16 protein-coding genes and 2 pseudogenes are annotated in these 16,934 nt (G+C 68.4%); 8 read left to right on the forward strand and 10 right to left on the reverse strand.

Translation table 11 applies throughout. The features are described 5' to 3' along the window. Positions 1-29: 29 nt before the first annotated feature. Together FOB47_RS05180 and FOB47_RS05185 are read right to left on the reverse strand one after the other, a co-directional pair. The gene (locus FOB47_RS05180; RefSeq protein ID WP_174780181.1) at positions 30-872 is read right to left on the reverse strand and encodes a DUF2182 domain-containing protein; all 843 of its coding nucleotides are present in this window, start codon (positions 870-872) and stop codon (positions 30-32) included. Further along, positions 850-1,629, reverse strand: coding sequence for a DUF899 domain-containing protein (locus FOB47_RS05185; RefSeq protein ID WP_174780182.1), 780 nt, complete (start codon positions 1,627-1,629; stop codon positions 850-852). The genes FOB47_RS05180 and FOB47_RS05185 overlap by 23 nt, the downstream gene beginning before the upstream one ends. Before the next feature lie 148 nt (positions 1,630-1,777). Between FOB47_RS05185 and FOB47_RS05190 the strand changes: the two genes are divergently transcribed. Together FOB47_RS05190 and FOB47_RS05195 are read left to right on the forward strand one after the other, a co-directional pair. Continuing rightward, complete coding sequence (locus FOB47_RS05190) at positions 1,778-2,998, forward strand: helix-turn-helix domain-containing protein (RefSeq protein ID WP_174780183.1); 1,221 nt, start codon at positions 1,778-1,780, stop codon at positions 2,996-2,998. A gap of 88 nt (positions 2,999-3,086) precedes the next feature. Beyond that, positions 3,087-3,752 (forward strand): annotated as a pseudogene (locus FOB47_RS05195) (Vgb family protein). On the opposite strand, the gene FOB47_RS05200 reads toward FOB47_RS05195, so the two are convergent. Continuing rightward, positions 3,735-4,604, reverse strand: a complete 870-nt coding sequence (locus FOB47_RS05200) for a LysR substrate-binding domain-containing protein (RefSeq protein WP_053823966.1) — start codon at positions 4,602-4,604, stop codon at positions 3,735-3,737. The pseudogene FOB47_RS05195 and the gene FOB47_RS05200 overlap by 18 nt on opposite strands. A gap of 103 nt (positions 4,605-4,707) precedes the next feature. On the opposite strand from FOB47_RS05200, the gene FOB47_RS05205 reads away from it, so the two are divergent. Together FOB47_RS05205 and FOB47_RS05210 are read left to right on the forward strand one after the other, a co-directional pair. Next, on the forward strand, positions 4,708-5,415 hold the full coding sequence (locus tag FOB47_RS05205) for a haloacid dehalogenase type II (protein ID WP_174780184.1): 708 nt from the start codon (positions 4,708-4,710) through the stop codon (positions 5,413-5,415). Positions 5,416-5,426: 11 nt separating this feature from the next. Next, positions 5,427-6,215 carry an aldolase gene (locus FOB47_RS05210; RefSeq protein ID WP_151021974.1) on the forward strand — a complete coding sequence of 263 codons (789 nt, stop codon included), beginning with the start codon at positions 5,427-5,429 and terminating at the stop codon, positions 6,213-6,215. 20 nt (positions 6,216-6,235) lie between these two features. Here the strand turns inward: FOB47_RS05210 and FOB47_RS05215 are convergent, their stop codons facing one another. Beyond that, positions 6,236-7,132: a LysR family transcriptional regulator gene (locus tag FOB47_RS05215; protein WP_151021976.1), complete on the reverse strand. Its 897-nt coding sequence runs from the start codon at positions 7,130-7,132 to the stop codon at positions 6,236-6,238. A 99-nt stretch (positions 7,133-7,231) separates the two neighbouring features. Between FOB47_RS05215 and FOB47_RS05220 the strand changes: the two genes are divergently transcribed. The 3 genes from FOB47_RS05220 (at position 7,232) to FOB47_RS05230 (ending at position 9,724) form a co-directional block, all read left to right on the forward strand. Continuing rightward, positions 7,232-7,735, forward strand: a complete 504-nt coding sequence (locus FOB47_RS05220) for an SDR family NAD(P)-dependent oxidoreductase (RefSeq protein ID WP_174780185.1) — start codon at positions 7,232-7,234, stop codon at positions 7,733-7,735. A gap of 41 nt (positions 7,736-7,776) precedes the next feature. Continuing rightward, entirely contained in the window at positions 7,777-9,009 is a 1,233-nt protein-coding gene (locus FOB47_RS05225) for an L-dopachrome tautomerase-related protein (protein ID WP_174780186.1), read from the forward strand. Positions 9,010-9,115: 106 nt separating this feature from the next. Continuing rightward, on the forward strand, positions 9,116-9,724 hold the full coding sequence (locus tag FOB47_RS05230) for a glutathione S-transferase (protein WP_053823964.1): 609 nt from the start codon (positions 9,116-9,118) through the stop codon (positions 9,722-9,724). 52 nt (positions 9,725-9,776) lie between these two features. On the opposite strand, the gene FOB47_RS05235 is transcribed toward FOB47_RS05230, so the two are convergent. The 5 genes and pseudogenes from FOB47_RS05235 to FOB47_RS05255 all read right to left on the reverse strand — a co-directional run bounded on the left by FOB47_RS05235 (position 9,777) and on the right by FOB47_RS05255 (position 15,118). Beyond that, positions 9,777-10,943 carry a mandelate racemase/muconate lactonizing enzyme family protein gene (locus tag FOB47_RS05235; protein ID WP_174780187.1) on the reverse strand — a complete coding sequence of 389 codons (1,167 nt, stop codon included), beginning with the start codon at positions 10,941-10,943 and terminating at the stop codon, positions 9,777-9,779. Between the two features lie 11 nt (positions 10,944-10,954). Next, a pseudogene (locus FOB47_RS05240) lies at positions 10,955-11,404 on the reverse strand (aldehyde dehydrogenase family protein); the annotation flags it as partial. A gap of 105 nt (positions 11,405-11,509) precedes the next feature. Beyond that, positions 11,510-13,273, reverse strand: coding sequence for an L-arabinonate dehydratase (araD, locus tag FOB47_RS05245; protein ID WP_053823962.1), 1,764 nt, complete (start codon positions 13,271-13,273; stop codon positions 11,510-11,512). Positions 13,274-13,304: 31 nt separating this feature from the next. Further along, positions 13,305-14,102, reverse strand: a complete 798-nt coding sequence (locus FOB47_RS05250) for an aldolase/citrate lyase family protein (protein ID WP_053823961.1) — start codon at positions 14,100-14,102, stop codon at positions 13,305-13,307. Positions 14,103-14,134: 32 nt separating this feature from the next. After that, positions 14,135-15,118 carry a Bug family tripartite tricarboxylate transporter substrate binding protein gene (locus FOB47_RS05255; RefSeq protein ID WP_151021981.1) on the reverse strand — a complete coding sequence of 328 codons (984 nt, stop codon included), beginning with the start codon at positions 15,116-15,118 and terminating at the stop codon, positions 14,135-14,137. On the opposite strand from FOB47_RS05255, the gene FOB47_RS05260 reads away from it, so the two are divergent. After that, positions 15,090-16,367, forward strand: coding sequence for a LacI family DNA-binding transcriptional regulator (locus tag FOB47_RS05260; RefSeq protein WP_174780188.1), 1,278 nt, complete (start codon positions 15,090-15,092; stop codon positions 16,365-16,367). The two genes, FOB47_RS05255 and FOB47_RS05260, sit on opposite strands and share 29 nt — an antisense overlap. Positions 16,368-16,388: 21 nt before the next feature. Here the strand turns inward: FOB47_RS05260 and FOB47_RS05265 are convergent, their stop codons facing one another. Beyond that, positions 16,389-16,853: a Rid family hydrolase gene (locus tag FOB47_RS05265; RefSeq protein WP_174780189.1), complete on the reverse strand. Its 465-nt coding sequence runs from the start codon at positions 16,851-16,853 to the stop codon at positions 16,389-16,391. Between the last annotated feature and the right edge of the window lie 81 nt (positions 16,854-16,934).

Here is a 16,934-nt window from a genome sequence, read left to right on the forward strand (position 1 = left end):
CGTTGGCCATTCCCCGCTCGCCATCAGCGCTAGAGCAGCCCGGCACCGCGCAGCGCCAGCCATGCACCCGCGCCGATGCCGAGCGTGCCGCTGGCCCTGGCTACCCGCTGGCCGGCCGGCACCAGCCGTTCGGCGCTGATTGCCACGGTAGCGACCGCCATGGCGCCAAGGTCCATCACGCCGACCGCCGCGAGGCTTGCGGTCACGCCAGCGCAGCACTGGATGCAATGCAGGCCGAGGCGAACGCCATGCCGCCACGCGGCAGCCGTGTTTTGCAGTGACGCTGGGGGGGACGAGTGCCGGCAGCCCGTCAGCAAGCGAGTCTTCCACGCGGTGAATTGCAGGCCGCCGGCGGCGAGCACCACGAGGCCGGCAAGGGTAGGCATGGCCCGCGCCAGCGTCGGCCACTGCATCGCGAGCGCAACCAGCGCGGCGCCGAGCATGAAGACCGCCAATCCCAGCGCGGCCCACAACAGGAAGTAGGCCGCCGCTGCCACCAGCGTCAGCCACGTCGCGCGCCCCGTTTCCTCCGCGGCCACGCGGCAGCGCCACAGCGCCGGCGCGATCGACGGCAGCATCATCGCTACCATCATCACGACCCACATGCCGATGAAGGCCGCGGCGGCGCCGGCCCAGGTTTGCCCGCACATCGGGGCCCAGGCCATCGACAGCGTCCAGCCACCGGGCATCGGCGTGGCCACCATCGAGGACATCGCGCCATGCAGCGCGTCATGCAGTGACACCGTGGCCGCTGCGCCGAGGCCGAACAGCACGGCGCAGACGCCGAAGAAGGTTCGCCGGCTCCCGTCCCTGCCCGCAAGCTCGCCGCCGGCGCAGCAGTGCGCCGGTTCAGCGCTCGCCGTACTCGTCATGGCGGCGCCACCAAACGCCCGTTTCGTTGCGGCCCTTCGGCGCGCGGTCCAGCCACTGGTACATGCCCCAGAGTCCGTCCAGTCCACGCGAATACGCCGAGTAGGTGTGATAGACCACGCCGTCCTCCATCACGAAGGCGCTCAAGCCGGGCCGGTCGCGGTGAAAGGTAGCGGTATCGGTGCCGCACATCGCGGCGATCCGGTCTTCCGCGGCCTGGCCGCCGCCTTCCATGTTGCGGCGCCATCCGCGTACGGCGGGCTCGCGGCGGTAGTTGTATTCGATGTCGCCATCGCGCTGCTGCGCGGTGGTGAACGACACGTTGAAGTCGGCATTGAAGTCGCTGTCGTGCGACGACGCCCACGGGAAGGTCCATCCCATGCGCTGCTTGTAGGCCTGCAGCTTGGCCAGCGGCGCGCGCGATACGGCGGTCAGCGCGACGTCGTGATTGGCAAGGTGGACGGCAAAGCCGTTGAAGCCGTCGGCGATCGCCGAGCACGACGGGCAGCCGGCCTTGTAGTCGGGGCCGAACATGAAGTGGTAGACCAGCAGCTGGGAGCGGCCGCGAAACAGGTCGGCCAGCGTCGCGGGGCCTTCGTCGGTGTCGAAGCGGTAGGTCTTGTCGATGCGCAGCCAGGGCAGCGCCTGACGCTGGCGGGCGATTTCGTCGCTGCGCCGCGTCAGCGCCTTCTCGGCGTCGAGCAACTCCAGGCGGGCGGCCAGCCATTGTTCCCGGTTGGCGGTGGGGTGGGTTGTCATCGTGCTTCCTCCATGTGGACGTGGCGTGGGCTGCCGTGCTGTCGTGTTGTCGTGCTGCACGGCAGCGGCGCGCCGGGTCGGTTGATCGTCGTGCTAGATTAGGCGCCGGCTTCGACAGGGAGGGAGTGACAAGTGTGGCGTGATTCGAATGGACCCGACGATCTCGGCGGCGGCCCGCGCGCTCGCGGCTGGTAACCCGCTCGGGGCACTCAATTGCGTTGCCCTGCGCGATGACGCGCCGGCGCTGGCGTTGCGCGGCATCGCGATGGCGCAACTCGGCGACCTCGTGCGGGCCAAGGCGCTGGTGCGCAGCGCCGCGCGAGCCTTCGGCCACCGCGCTCCCGTTGCCCGGGCCAGATGCGTGGTGGCCGAGGCGGAGATCGCGCTGGCGGCGCGCGACCTTGGCTGGCCCGCCAGGGCGCTCGATGCGGCCCGCCTGACGCTCGAGGCGCACGGCGACCACGCCAATGCCGCGCATGCACGCTATCTGGCCAGCCGCCGGTTATTGTTGATCGGGCGCCTGGACGAGGCCGAGCAGATGCTGACCGGGGTCGATCCGGCGAAGCTGCCGCCGGCACTGCGGACCGTGCACGAGCTGGTGATCGCCGGCATCGCCATGCGCCGCGTGCATGCGCGCAGCGCCGCCGCGGCGCTCGACCGCGCGCGTCACGCGGCCCGCCGGGCGGCCATTCCGGCCCTCGCCGCGGAGGTCGATCGGACCGCCGCGATGCTTGCCGGCCCCGCGGCCCGCCTGATCGATCGCGGGGAAACACGACAACTACGGCTGGACGAAGTCGAGGCACTGCTTGCATCGAACACGCTGGTGGTCGACGGGTGCCGCCACGCCGTGCGCCACGCCGGCACGGTCGTGCCGTTGGCCACGCGGCCCGTGCTGTTCGTGCTCGCGCGCGCGCTGGGCGGGGCCTGGCCGGACGATGTGGCGCGCGACAACCTGATTGCGCACGCCTTTCGGATCAAGCATGCCGACGATTCGCATCGTGCGCGATTGCGCGTGGAAATGGGCCGGCTGCGTGCCGCCATTCGGTCATTGGCCGACATCCGCGCGACGGCGCGCGGCTATGCGCTGGTGCCGCACGGCACACGGCCGGTCGTGGTGCTGGCACGGCCGGTCGACGAGCGGCATGCCGCGGTGCTGGCCTTGCTGGCCGATGGTGAATCGTGGTCCAGCTCCGGGCTGGCCCTGGCGCTCGGCGCCAGCCAGCGGACCGTGCAACGCGCGCTGGATGCGCTGGCGGAGGCCGGCAAGGTGCAGGCCATTGGCCACGGACGTGCGCGCCGGTGGATGACGGCGCCGGTGCCGGAAATCACGACGACCTTGTTACTCCCGGCGATCCCGAGCCTGGACTAGGATGCGGGCATGAAGGCGCCATCGCGCAACTTGCTTGCCCGCCGGTGACGCGCCAAGTCCTTTGACCACCATCCACCAGGAAGCGAGCATGAAATCCATTCCCGCAGAAGTCCTCCAGGAGTACGGGCCATTCCCTGGCATTGAGGCCGTTCATGGCGTGTCGTATGACGGCAAGCATGTCTGGGTAGCGTCCGGAGACGGCCTCCACGCCATGGACCCGGCCAGCGGCCAGATGCTTCGCTCCATCGACGTCACTGCCAATGCCGGCACCGCCTTCGACGGCCGCTACCTGTACCAGATCGCCGGCGATCGCATCCAGAAGATCGACCCGCAGACCGGCCAGGTCGTCTCGACCATCCCTGCACCCACCGACGGCGGCAACTCCGGACTGGCTTGGGCGGAAGGAACGCTATGGGTCGGCGTATGGCGCGATCGCAAGATCCATCAGGTCGATCCGCAAACCGGCGCGGTGCTGCGCACGCTGACCTCCGACCGCTTCGTCACTGGTGTCACCTGAATCGATGGCGAACTGTGGCACGGCACCTGGGAGGGCGAGGCCAGCGACCTGCGCCATGTCGATCCCGCGACCGGGGAAGTGATCGAGCGCATCGAGATGCCGGCAGGCATGGGCGTGTCGGGATTGGAGTCCGATGGCGCGGATCGGTTTTTCTGCGGTGGCGGCCCCAGCGGGAAGGTCCGGGCGGTACGGCGCAAGGGGCGTGGATCGACCGAAGCGTCAACGTCGCGCGCGTAGGCGGCGTCCGGGCAGCTTCTCATCGAGATAGTTCACCAGCGCCTGCTGCGCGGGCGTCAGCAGCCGCGCGCTGCCGATCAGCGCCAGCTCGGTCGGCGGCGGGGCAGGCAATCCGGCCCTGGCGCCGAGCACGACATGATCGTCCTGCACGGCGGTGGCCGGGAGCAGGCTTAGGCCGAGATTCGCGGCGACCGCCGCCTGGATGCTGACCAGGCTCTGGCTCGTGAAGGCGATGCGCCAGCCGCGGCCCGAGGATTCGAGCGCGTGGATCGCACGGTCCCGATACAGGCAACCATGGCCGAACACCACCAGCGGTAGCGGGTCGGTGTCCATCGCAAAGCCCCGGCCCACGACCCATTTCAGTGTTTCCGGACGCCGGAGCAGTACGGGTGCACCGTCGGCGTCGCGCTTGAGCAGCGCCAGATCCAGGTCGTGCCGGGCGATCCGGTTGGAAAGCTCCACGCTCAAACCGTTGACGGTATCCAGCCGGATCGCCGGATGGCGCGCGGCGAAGCCGGATAGCAGCGGAATCAGCCGCTTGACATCGAAATCGTCGGGCACGCCGAGCCGGATGACGCCGGCGTTGCCCCGCGTCTGCATCATCGTCTCGGCCTCCCGGGCAAGATCGACCAGACGGCGCGCGTAGCCGAGCAGCCGCTCGCCGGCCTCCGTCAGAGCAACCGACTTGCCGGCGCGCTGGCGCAGCAGCAGCGGCTGCGCCACCTGGTCCTCCAGCTTGCGAATCTGTTGGCTGACGGTCGACTGTGTGCGGTGGACTCGCTCGCCGGCGCGCGTGAAGCCGCCCGCGTCGACGACGCTGACAAACGTCTTGAGCAGTTCGAGATCGAGCATGATTAGGAATGCCGATGAAGTTGCGCTAAAAATCGAATTTTCGAATTTTTCTGCATCAGCTTAGCATGCAGCCATTCGCAACGTAAAAGCTGGAGCCCCGATCATGCAAGCTTCCCCTCGTCCGGAATGGTTGACCTTTGACTGCTATGGCACCCTGATCCAATGGGACGAAGGCTTGCTGGCCTGCGTCGACCGCCTGCTGGCCAGTAAGGGATTGCGCGGCGTCGATCCTCACGAATTCATTCGCGTCTACGACGAACACGAGCACCGGCTGGAACAGACGCCGCCGCATCGCAGTTTTGCCGAGATATCGGCGCTGTCGCTGCGCGCCGCGCTGGAGGCGTTCCGGCTACCGTTCGAGCCCGGCGATGCCGATGCGCTGACGCGCCATATCGCGGCGATGCCGCCTTTTCCCGAGGTCGTGCCGACGTTGGCCTGGCTGAAGGCGCAAGGCTTCAAGCTGTGCATCGTGTCCAATACGGATGACGCCATCATCGCCGGTAACGTTGCCCAGCTCGGCGGCCATATCGATCGGGTCGTCACCGCGCAGCAGGGACGGGCCTACAAGCCGTCGCCGCGGCTGTTCGAACACGCCCATGACGCGATCGGCGTGTCGCAAGGCCAGCTGCTGCATATCTGCGCGAGTCCGCATCTGGATCTGGCCGCCGCGCGAGACATGGGGTTTCGTTGCGTCTGGATCGATCGCGGCACGGCGCGCAAGCCCTTGCCCGACTATCGGCCCGACGCCGTCCTGCCCGATCTCGCCGGTCTGCGCCAGTTATTTGCTACGCTCGGATGGGTGCAACCCTGAAGGAGCGATCCATGGCGCATCAACTTTCGAGCCGGGCTGCGGGCGACGCCGAGATGGCGGCGGTGTTGCGGAACGATCCTGCTGTCCGGCAGGCCCGTATCGATCTGGCGGCCTGCCTGCGCATGGCGGCGCGGCTCGGGATGGCGGAGGGCATCTGCAACCATTTCTCGGCGACGTTGCCGGGGCACCCCGGGCTGTTCCTGGTCAATCCGCTGGGGCTGGCGTTCTGCGAAGTCACGGCTTCGCGCCTGCTGGTCTGCCATGTCGACGGCCGCGTGCTCGATGGCGATGGCGAGCCCGAGGCCACGGCCTTCTTCATCCATGCCCGCCTGCACATGCGCAAACCCTCGGCGGTCGCGGCCTTTCATACGCACATGCCGAACGCGACCGCGCTGGCGATGGTCGATGGCGAACCGCTGGTATGGGCTGGGCAGACCGCGCTGAAGTTCTACGACCGCGTGGCCACGGTGCCGTTCAATGGGCTGGCGCTGGATGAACTGGAGGGCGATCGCATCGCGGACGCGATGGGCAATGCGGACATCGCCTTCCTGCGCAACCACGGCGTGATGGTGACCGCGCCGAACATCGCGCAGGCGTGGGACGATCTTTATTACCTGGAGCGTGCGGCCGAGGTCCAGGTGCGCGCGCACGGCACCGGCCGCAAGTTGATACCCGTGCCGCCCGACGTCGCTGCCCTGTGCGCGCGGCAGATGCGCGAGGGCGATCCCGACAGCGCGCGCCTGCATCTGGCGAGCATCCACCGTCAGTTGGCACGGCTCGAGCCGGATTATCTCGACTGAGGCCGCGTGCGTGCTGCCGCTCAACCGGCGGTCAGCAGATCGATCATCGCCCGTGCCGCCGCCGACTGGCGGCGGTGCGGCGCGTAGATCAGCGAGAACGGCCGCGAGCGCCCCCGCAGAAGCGGCAGCACTTCGACCAGCCGCCCGCGCTCGATCCGGTCGCGCACGATGAAGTCATAGCTCTGGCAGATGCCGGCGCCGTGCTCGGCGAGCGAGACCACGCCCAGCACATCGTCGGAGATCGCGATCGGGGAGCTGGTGGCCCAATCGATATCTCGGTCGCCGTCGCGAAATACCCAGGGCGCAATGCGGCCAGTGCTGGGCAGCACGAAGGGCAGGCAGACGTGGCGATGCAGATCGTCCAGCGTCCGCGGCGTGCCCGCGCGCCGCAGATAGTCCGGGGCCGCGACCAGACATAGCGCCGCATCTTCGAGCTTGCGCGCAACCAGCCCGCTGTCGGGCAGCTCGCCGAGACGGATGGCGAGGTCGAAGCCCTCCGCCACCAGGTCGACATTGCGGTTCGTGATGTTCAGTTCCACCTGCACGCGCGGGTACTGCCGCGTGAATCGCGCCAGCAACGGCGGCAGCCGGTAGTGCCCATAGGTGGTCGGCACGCTGAGCCGCACCCTTCCCGACAGTTCGCCTTCCTGACCCTGTATCTCACGCTCGGCGTCGTCGAGCAGCGTGAAAGCAGCGCGTGCCTGTTCGACATATTGCCGTCCCGCGTCGGTCAGTCCGATGCGACGGGTGGTCCGGCGCAGCAACTGGCTGCCGAGCCGGGCCTCCAGCCGGGCGATGGCGCGGCTCAGCACCGAAGCCGTGGTCGACAACGCCACCGCGCCCGCCGTGAACGAGCCATGCTCGACCACCGCCAGAAAGGCCTCCACGTCCCCAAGATGGTCGAAGCGGCGCGCCATTATATCCCCCGAAGAACAGATGAATTCCCGATTGGCGAGTTTATCTCCGTTGGTGCGGGTAATAAAGTCGGGCATCACCACCCGATCACGAAGAACTCCATGGACCTTCAACTTCAAGGCAAGACTGCCATCGTCACCGGGGCCACGGCCGGCATTGGTCTGGCCATCGCCCGGACCCTGGCGCGCGAGGGCGTTGCGGTGACGGTCACCGGGCGGCATTGCGACAAGCTCGAGGTGGGCGCCTTCACGCCGCCGGACATGGTGCATTACGGCGTCAGCAAGTCGGCACAGCTGGCCGTGTCGCGCGGCATGGCGGAGTTGACCAAGGGGACCGGCGTCACGGTCAACAGCGTGCTGCCGGCCGCGACGCGTTCGGACGGCATCGTCGAATACCTGCGCCAGACCGCGCCGCGTCCGGGCATGAGCGATGCCGAGATCGAAGCGCATTTCTTCCAGACGTACCGGCCCAGTTCGCTGATCGCTCGCATGATCGAGGCGGACGAGATCGCCGCGATGGTGGCGCTGCTCGCCAGTCCGCTCGGCGCTGCGTCCAATGGGGCTGCCGTCCGTGTCGAGGGCGGGTCGTTCCGCTCGATCCTTTGATGGCCGTCACTGCCTTTCGGCCCAACCTTCCGGACATCATCATGTTGCTTCGCCTATCCCGTCTCGCGGCGCTGGCGCTGACCGCGCTCACCGCCGTGCCGGCGTTCGCCGGTTCCGCCGATGCCGCAGATTCCCCCGCCCAGGTCACCCTCGAACGCTGGCGCAGCTATGCGGGCGTCAGCTGGGAGCCGTCTCGCCGGGGCGCGGACCCGGTGCCCTTCGCCGGCTCGGTCAACGCGCCAATTGCGGGCATCCATTTCGATGCGCAGGGCCGCGCCTTCGTCACCACGCCGCGGCTGGTGTCGGCCGACGCGCCGGCGACACTGAGCCTGCTCGACACGAGCGCTCCGAGCGGCCCGGCCCGGCTGTCGGCCTTTCCGTCGGTTGCCGGCAATGCGGTCGATGGCGCCCCCGACACCCATCTGCGCAATGTGCTGGGCTTTCATGTCGACCGCCGCAACGGCTGGCTATGGGCGCTCGACATGGGTTTCGTCGCGGGCCAGGCCGAGGCGCCGGCCGGCGCGCAGAAGGTGATGGTCTACGATCTGCGTACCGGACGCACGGTCCGGCGCATCGCACTCGATGGGGTGGCGGACCGCAAGGGCAGCTTCCTGAACGATATCGTCGTCGACGAGCGGCGCCGGATCGCCTATATCTCCGACAGCGGCCTGCGCAGCGCGCCGGACAATCAGGCGGGGCTGATCGTGGTGGACTTTGCCGCCGGCAAGGCGCGGCGCGTGCTGGACCGCCACGCGAGCCTGCTGCCGGAGCCCGGCGCGAAGGTCGTCTCGCATGGCGCCGAGGTGTGGCCGGGCAATCCGTTGAAGCTCGGCATCAACGGCATCGCACTGTCGCCCGATGGTGGCACGCTGTACTGGGCCGTCACCACGGGCACGCACATCCATGCCGCGCCGACGCGGCTGCTGCGTGACCAGGGCGCCAGCCCGGAGAGCCTGGCCGCGGCGGTGCGCGATCTGGGCGACGTCGGCAGCAATACCGATGGCATCGTCACCGACGCGAAGGGCAAGCTGTACATCACGGACGTGACGCGCAATGGCATCGTCAAATACGACCCGGCCACCGGCACGATGTCGCTGCTCGCGGCGGACGAGGGCGTGTTCTGGCCCGATACACCCGCGCTGCTGCCCAACGGCGATCTGGTGTTTACCGCCAGCCATCTGAACGGGCATTTCGCGGGGGCGGTCAAGGCCGGCGAGGAGCGCTACGAGCTGTGGCGCCTGCCGCTGCATCGGACCCCAGGCAAACGCGACTGAGCCGGGCGGCGCGGGTTCGAAGCGATGGGGGTTGGCAAGTGGGCTACGGACAACGGATGATATGGCGATTTCCCGCACACCCATATCGACCCCAGGAGCCAACACGATGAGACTGATCGGCATGCTCGATTCCCCCTATGTCCGCCGCGCCGCGATCACGATGCGCCTGCTGGGGCTGTCCTTCCAACATGAACCGGTTTCGGTGTTCCGCACCTTCGAGCAGTTCCGCGCCATCAACCCGGTCGTCAAGGCGCCATCGCTGGTCTGCGACAACGGCGTGGTGCTGATGGACTCGACGCTGATCATCGACTACGTCGAGGCGTTGGCCGGACGCAGCCTGATGCCGACGGAGCTGGCGGCGCGCCAGCGCGACCTGCGCGTGATCGGTCTGGCGCTGGCCGCTTGCGAGAAGGCGGTGCAGAACGTCTACGAGCACATGCTGCGGCCGGCAGAGAAACAGCACCAGCCGTGGGTCGAGCGCGTCGACGGCCAGCGCACCAGCGCCTTCGCCTTGCTCGAGGAAGAAGTCGCCCGCCTGCCGGTGCCGGTGCAGGAGACCGCGCTGACGCAGGCGCAATTGACGACCGCGGTGGTGTGGACCTTCACGCAGGCGATGCTGCCGGGGGCCGTCGATGCGGCCGCGCATCCGGCCATCGCGTCGCTGACGGCAGCCGCCGAGGGCTTCGCGGCGTTTCAGGCGTATCCGCACGCGTGAGACAAGTACGAACCTGCGGCAGCACGGTGGACTGCCGCCGGTTGCGGCCTGTTCAAAGGCCTGTTTGCTGCAGCTCCACCAGATACGGCGCCAGCGCGCCCAGGTCGGGCACCACGCCGAAGCCAGGCGCGTCGCCAAGCTGCACGCAGCCGTCGCTCAGATGCATGACCGGCGCCGCCATCGCGTCGCGCAGCGGATTCGGATTGGCGTCCACTTCGACATAGCCGGCCCCGCCCGCGGCGGTTTTCAGGTGCAGCGAGGCGAGCAGGCCGATGCCGGCGCCCAGCCAATGCGGGCAATACCATTTGCCCGCCGCAATCGCTTGCTGCGCGACGTCCAGGCATCCGGTCAGTCCGCCCCATTTGCCGGCATCCGGCTGGATCACCGACATGCCGGGTTCGCCGATGAAATCGCGGTACTGTGCATGGCCGCACAGGTTCTCGCCGCCGGCCAGCCGCAGCGGCTGCTCCGCAGCGAGCTTCGCCCACGTCTGCGGCGGCGCGTCGGCGCGCACCGGTTCCTCCAGCCACAGCAGATCGAACGGTGCCATGCGATGGCCGGCGGCCACCGCATCCTCGGCGTCCCACGCCTGGTTGGCATCGACCATCAGCACCGCATCGCCACCGAGCGCCTCGCGCATGTCGCGCAGATTGCCGAGGTCGCGCTCCACGCCGAAGCCGACCTTGAGCTTGAAGGCCCGGTAGCCCTCGGCCCGCTTGGCCAAGGCCAGTTCGGCGGGATCGGTCGGATTGATGCCCGACGCATAGACCGGCACGGGCCACGCGCCGGCACCGCCCAGCGCACGCCAGACCGGCTGGCCGGCGCGGCGTGCGAACAGGTCCCACATCGCCATGTCGATGCCGGCGGCGATCTGGTGAAGCGGTCCGGGCTCGCCGGTCTGCAGCATCAGTACCGCCAGCCGCGCCACCAGCGTTTCCCAGGTCTGTCGGGGCGAGGCCCACGCCTGGCCCGTCACGATGGGCCGGCCGTACGCCAGCAGCAGGCGGGCGCGATGCTCGGCGCCTACCGTCGGGAAATTGCACCAGACCTCGCCCCAGCCTTCGCAGCCATCGCTGTCGGTCAGACGGACCAGCACCGCCGGGCGATCGCGCATGATGCCGAACGACGTCTGCACCGGCGGATCGGCGGGCGCGCGCAAGACGAAGGCGTCGAGCCGCTCCACCTTGACCGGCGTCGCACTCGGTTGGCTGTCGTGCATGCGGTCTGCCATCACGCCACCCCTGCCATGCAGACGTATTCGATCTCGAGGTAGTCGTCGATACCGTCGCGCGAGCCTTCACGCCCCATGCCGGACTGCTTGATGCCGCCGAACGGCGCTGCCTCGTTGGCGATCGGGCCGCTGTTGACGCCGACGATGCCGCATTCGAGCGCCTCGGCGACGCGCCAGATGCGCGCCATGTCGCGCGAGAAGAAGTAGCCGGCCAGCCCGTACTCGGAATCGTTGGCCATGGCGATGGCGTCGGCCTCGGGCTCGAAGCGGATCAGTGGGGCCAGCGGGGCGAAGGTCTCCTCGCGCGCGACCAGCATCGACTGCGTGACGCCGGTCATCACCGTGGGCTCGAAGAAGGTGCCGCCCAGCGCGTGGCGCGATCCGCCGCACAGCACCTGCGCGCCGCGCTGGCGGGCGTCGGCGATATGCTCCTCGATCTTGGCGACCGCGTGGCGCCATTCGCCGCCGATCAGGCATGGCTGGCGGAACAGGGTTGGGTCTGGAAGGGGCATGGTGGTCAATGACATCAGCGTTGCTCGCCGTTTGTTCGCTGTTCAGTAGATCGGCGGTTCAACGGTCGGCGCGTTGCCTGCCAGGCTGGCGAAGTCGCAGCCCTCGTTGGCCTGCGTGACTTCGTGCTGGAAGATGCGGCCATAGCCGCGCGCATACGGCAGCGGTGGCGGCTGCCACGCTGCGCGGCGCGCTTCCAGTTCGGCTTCCGGTACCAGCATGTCGAGCCGGCGGGCGCCGATGTCCAGGCGCACGAGGTCGCCGGTGCGCAGCAGCGCGAGCGGCCCGCCGACCGCGGATTCGGGCGCCACGTGCAGCACGCAGGTCCCGTAGTGGGTGCCGCTCATGCGGCCGTCCGAGATGCGCAGCATGTCGCGCACGCCTTCGCGCAGCAGCTTTTTCGGGATCGGCAGGTTGCCCCACTCGGGCATGCCGGGGCCGCCGATTGGGCCCGCATTGCGCAGCACCAGCACGGTCGAGGCATCGACATCAAGGTCGGGGTCGTCCATCGCCGCGAACATCTCCGCGTTGGAATCGAATACCAGCGCCCGGCCCTCGTGCCGCAGCAGGTGAGGGCTGGCGGCCGACGGCTTGATGACCGCGCCGTCGGGGCAAAGGTTGCCGCGCAGCACGGCAAGCGCAAGTCCGGCCTCCGGACATTCCGGCGTGCCGGTCTTCAGCGGCCGGTCCAGGTCCAGCACGGTGCCGTCGTTTTCGCAGGGCCATGCGGCGATGTTCTCGCCAAGCGTGCGGCCGGTGACCGTGCGCGCGTCCAGGTCCAGGTGCGGCGCGATCCTTTGCAGCACGGCGGGCAGGCCGCCCGCATAGTGGAAGTCCTCCATCAGGCGTTCGCCGGAGGGATAGAGGTTGGCGATCACCGGCACATTGCGCGCAACCGCGTCGATCTCGTCCAGGTCCAGCGCGACGCCGGCCCGGCCGGCCATTGCCGGTAGATGCACCGCGGCGTTGGTCGAGCCGCCCAGCGCGGCATAGGCGGCAACCGCATTGAGGAAGGCCGCCTTGGTGGCGATCTGCGATGGCCGCAGGTCCTCCCAGACCATTTCGACGATGCGCTGTCCGCAGCGCCATGCCATGCGGCTATGCGCCGCGTCGACGGCCGGGATGCTCATTGCCCCAGGGAGCGTGAAGCCCAGCGCCTCGACGATGGCCGTCATCGTGCTGGCCGTCCCCATCGTGTTGCAGGTGCCGACCGAGCGCGTCATGCGCGCCTCCATCGCGATCCACTCATCCCTGGCGATATTGCCGATGCTGTATTCGGCGAAGTATTTCTTGGTGTGGGTGCCGGCGCCGACCGCGGCGCCACGATAGCGGTCGTTCAGCATCGGTCCGGCCGGCACGAAGATCACCGGCAGGTCCATCGAGAACGCGCCCATCATCAGGCCGGGAGGCGTCTTGTCGCAGCCGCCCATCAGCACCGCGCCGTCGAGCGGCAGGCTGCGCAGCAGCTCTTCCGTTTCGATCGACAGCAGGTTGCGATAGAGCATGGTGGTGGGTTTGACCATCACCTCGCCCAGGCTCAGCGCGGGCAGTTCGAGCGGGTAGCCGCCTGCCTGCAGCACGCCGCGCTTGACCGATTCGGCGCGTTCGCGCAGATGCGCGTGGCACGGCGAAAGTTCGCTCCAGGTATTGATGATGCCGATCACCGGCCGGCCCATGAAGGCCTCCCGGGCCAGTCCCTGCTGCTGCATGCGCTGGCGATGCGCGAAGCCGCGAATATCGTCGCTGGCGAACCAGCGATGGCTGCGCAGGTCTTCCGGGCGGCGCGGCGGCTTGTCTGGGCGTGTCATGCTTGCGATTCCTCCGGTTTGCAGCGCGCGTTCAGTACGACGCGTTGGCCGCGCCGGGGCCGCGGCCAAAACGCTTGGCCAGATCATCGGCGCTCTTGCGCAGCAGTACCTGGTCGGTACCCACCGCGACGAACAGCGCGCCCAGGTCGAGGCACTCCTGCGCACGCTTCTCGTCGAGCATCAGGATGCCGGGGGCCTTGCCGCAGGCCCGGATGCGGCGGATGGCCGCGTCGATGGCCGCGCGTACACGCGGGTGGTTCAGCTCGCCGGGCACGCCCATGCTGGCCGACAGGTCCGCAGGCCCGATGAAGATGCCATCGATGCCGTCCACGGCGGCGATCTCTTCGAGCCGTTCCAGCGCTTCCTCGGTCTCGATCTGGACCAGCACGCAGATCTGCGCGTCTGCATCGCGGACATAGTTGGCATCGCGGCCGAAGCGCGAGGCGCGCACGGTGCCGCCCATGCCCCGCACGCCGCGCGGCGGATAGCGCGTGGCCGCGACCGCGGCGGCCGCTTCTTCCGGCGTCTGCACGAAGGGGAACAGCAGCGACTGCGCGCCGATGTCGAGGTAGCGCTTGACCAGCACGGTGTCGTTCCACGCGGGGCGGACCACCGCCGAAGTCGTGCCGGTACGGCCCGCGTCCACGGCCTGCAGCTGCTGCTGCATCAGCACCGGATCGCTGGCCGTGTGCTCGGTGTCGAGCATCAGCCAATCGAATCCCGAACCGGCGATCAGTTCGGACACATAGGGAAACGGCAGCGTGGACCAGAGGCCGATCTGGGGGCGCTGCTCGTGCAGCGCCTGCTTGAAGTGGTTATGTGAGGGCACGTGTGCTCCGGTATCGGGAAGGATCTGTCGGGTCAGTCGATCTTGACGTTGGCGGCCTTGATCAGCGCGCCCATCGAGGTGTAGTCGGACTTGATGCGGTCGGCAAACTCGGCCGGCGTGGAAGACAGGACCTCGGTGCCCTGGGCCTCCTGCGGGGCGCGGAAGGCCGGGCTCTTCAGGATCTCCACCATCTCCTTGCTCAACCGCTCGACGATCGGCTGCGGCGTACCGGCGCGCACCAGCATGCCGCTCCACGGCACCTGCACCACGCCCGGCGCGCCGGCCTCCTTCATGGTGGGCACATTGGGCAACAGCGGGGCGCGCTTGTTGTCGGCCACCGACAGGATGCGCACCTTGCCTGACTTCTCGTAGGCCAGCACCGCATTCAGGTTGTGGAACATCATCGGAATCTGGCCGCCCAGCACGTCCGTCAGCGCCGCGGGGCCGCCCTTGTAGGGCACGTGGGTCAGCGTGGTGCCGGTCTTCTGCTGGAACAGCACGCCGGTCAGATGCATGGTGTTGCCGTTGCCGGCCGAGCCGTAGTTCAGCGAGCCAGGCGCCGCCTTGGCGGCCGCCACCACGTCGGCGACCGTGCGATACGGCGCGGCGGCGTTGACGACCAGCACGTTGGGCGTCTGATTGGTCAGCGTGATCGGCTGGAAGTCCTTGAGCGGATCGAAGCCGGGCGACTTGTACAGATGCGGATTGACCGCGAGCGTGCTGACCGAGCCGAAGAAGATCGTGTAGCCGTCGGCGGGCTGCTTGGCGACGTAGGCCGCCGCGATGTTGCCGTTGGCACCGGCGCGATTCTCGATGACGACCGGTTGGCCCAGACGCTGGGCCAGCGCCTGCGCGAAGGGGCGGGCGAAGGCATCGGCCGCGCCGCCGGGCGGTTGCGGCACGACCATCACAACGGGGCGCTCGGGCCAGGCGGCGATGGCGGCCGGCGCTGCCGCGACGAGGAGGGGAGCAGCCAGCAAGGGCAGCATGCGGGCCGCGCGGCGGAGGGGATGCATGAGGGTGTCTCCATGGAAAGGGCGATGTCAGCCTCGCCTCGGTCGGGGATGTTACCGGTTACATTTCGGCATCGCTGGCGAAATGAAACCGGTAACATTGCCCGAGTGTATAATCCGCTGCGCCAACTGGTCAACCCATCAACCGATCCTCGGCAGCATGCCCACCGATCCCGGCCCTGTTCCTCCCGCCAAACCCGCCGCCACGCGGTCGCGTGCGTCGCGGCCGAGGTCAGGCACCTATACGGTTCACGACGTCGCCCGGATGGCAGGGGTGTCGTCGGTTACGGTGTCGCGCTACTTCAACGAACCGCAGAAGGTGTCCGAGGCACTGCGCACGCGGCTGGCACAGGTCATCGAGCAAACGGGCTACGTCCCGAACCAGATGGCGCGGATCCTTGCGACCAACCAGGGAGGCGTGGTCGGAGCCGTGATGCAGAACGTCACCAGCCCGACCTTTGCGGACATGGTGCGCGGCATGATGGATGTGGCCGAGCGCAACGATCTGCAGCTGCTGCTGGCGAACAGCCACTTCTCGCGCGATTCCGAGGCCCGTGCCTTGCGCACCTTTGCAGGGTGGCATCCGCGCGCGCTGATCCTGACGCGCGGTGATCATTCGCCGGAGTCCGATGCCCTGTTGGCCAGGCTGAAGGTACCGATCGTCGAGGCATGGGAAGTGCACGCCGGCCGGCCGTTTCACCAGGTCGGGTTCTCCCAGCAGGTAGTGGGACGGATGCTGGCTGAACATTTCGTTGGCCAAGGCGCGCTGCGCATCCGCTTCGTGCTCAACGGCGCCGTCGAAGACGGCCGTGCCACGCGGCGCAGCGAGGGCTACGCACAGGCGATGCACGACGCCGGGCTCGTGCCCGATGTCTGGCGTGCGCGAGCGAGCGACGACGTCGCGGCGGCGCGCGAAGCGATGGCCGCGCTGGCGGCCATGCCGCCCGGCAGACGTCCGCGGGCGGTGATCTTTGCCAACGACAATATGGCGATTACCGCCATTCTGTGCGCGCATTCCCATGGCCTGGCCATACCTGGGGATCTGGCGGTGGCGGGATTTGGCGATGCGCCGCTGGCGGCGGTGACCACGCCTTCGCTGACCACGGTGCGCCCCGATCCATATGCGATCGGCAGCCGCGCCATGGAAATCGTCGTGACTTCGCTGCATGCCGGCACGGCGTCGGCCGGCCCGCAAGTGCAAGAGATCGCCTGCGACCTCGTGATCCGGGAAAGCAGCCGCGTCGTGCGCTAGCGCGGCAGCCTTTGGGCAGGGCTATCGAGGCGCAAATGCGGTGGCCTTGATTTCGACCAGTCCGCCCTCGGGGTTCAAGTCCGCGACGGCCAATTCCACCGCGACCGGATACGGCGCGGCAAAGAACTCGTCGCGTACGCGGCCGATCGCCGCCAGCTGTCCGGCCTTATCCAGCGCGAGGCGTTCGCTGCCGAAGACATGAAACATCTGCAGCTCGACGACATCGTCCAGTTGCGCGCCGCAGGCCAGCAGCAGGCGCTCGATCTGCCGGAAGACCGCACGCAACTCCTCGCAGAACGCGGCCTCGTCCATCGGCGCGGCGCGCCGGTTGCGGGCGACCACGCCAGACAGATAAACGAAGTCGCCGACGCGCCGGGCGGGAGCATAGTGGAACTGCGCGACGTCGGCCTCGAGCTCGGGCGGAATGGCCACCATGCCGGTGGCGGTCGGAATCTGGCGAATGTCGCTGCTAACGGGATGGCTCATCGGTATTCGTGGCGGCTAAAAATTTATCGATCGGTACAGAAATTGGCAAAAAAACAACGGGTGTATGAGACCCGTTGCATC

The sequence above is a fragment of the Cupriavidus gilardii genome (assembly GCF_013347325.1).
GTDB classification, from domain to species: Bacteria; Pseudomonadota; Gammaproteobacteria; order Burkholderiales; family Burkholderiaceae; genus Cupriavidus; species Cupriavidus gilardii.